This window comes from Gluconobacter sp. P1D12_c (assembly GCF_018812105.1).
GTDB classification, from domain to species: Bacteria; Pseudomonadota; Alphaproteobacteria; order Acetobacterales; family Acetobacteraceae; genus Gluconobacter; species Gluconobacter oxydans_A.
The window spans coordinates 1-556 of the sequence record NZ_JACSIQ010000233.1 but is presented as its reverse complement, the minus strand read 5'-3'; the positions used below and the strand labels follow the sequence as shown (position 1 = coordinate 556).

General features: G+C 55.7%; 1 protein-coding gene. It reads right to left on the bottom strand.

Annotated elements, in window-relative coordinates:
- Positions 1 to 115 precede the first annotated feature (115 nt).
- The coding region (locus KP705_RS16495; RefSeq protein ID WP_215765034.1) for a transposase at positions 116 to 556 on the bottom strand (441 nt) is incomplete at its 5' end.

The following is a 556-nucleotide window of genomic DNA, read 5'->3' as shown; positions in this document are numbered from 1 at the left end:
CCCTTGATTGATGTGCTTGGTTCGTGATTTCWGGCTTTTGGCGATTTGATTGACGGTTCCTTGGGTCGCTTTCGCTMTGCGTTTTGAGCAGATCGGGGACTGCCCCCCTGGATGACTACGCGCTCGMGTTMAACCTTGCAAGGAAGAGAAAGCGGCGCATGTTGTAGACAATATTGGCCAGGCCGATCCTCATGGTGGCCCGGGTGATACCCACGGTTCGGACGAACAGACCCGTCTGCGATTTCTGATCGGCAAAGACATGCTCGACACGCGACCGGATCACCGATTTCCCTGCGTTGGACCGCTGGATGTGGCTCGACAAGCCCTTGAGATGCGGCTTTTTCCTGTGGACCTTTGAGACAAAGCCCTGCTTTTCCATGAAGTCTTCGTTGGCTTTCGAGCGATACGCGGTATCGGCCCAKACGCTTGAGGCGGTATTGGCTTTATCCAGAAGCCCCTCTCTCAATCGCGCGCCATCACTGGCGGCGGCATCTGTTGTCTTCCATTTGCGGATGAACCGATACTTCCGGTCGATGGAGACGTGGGGTTTGTAGCC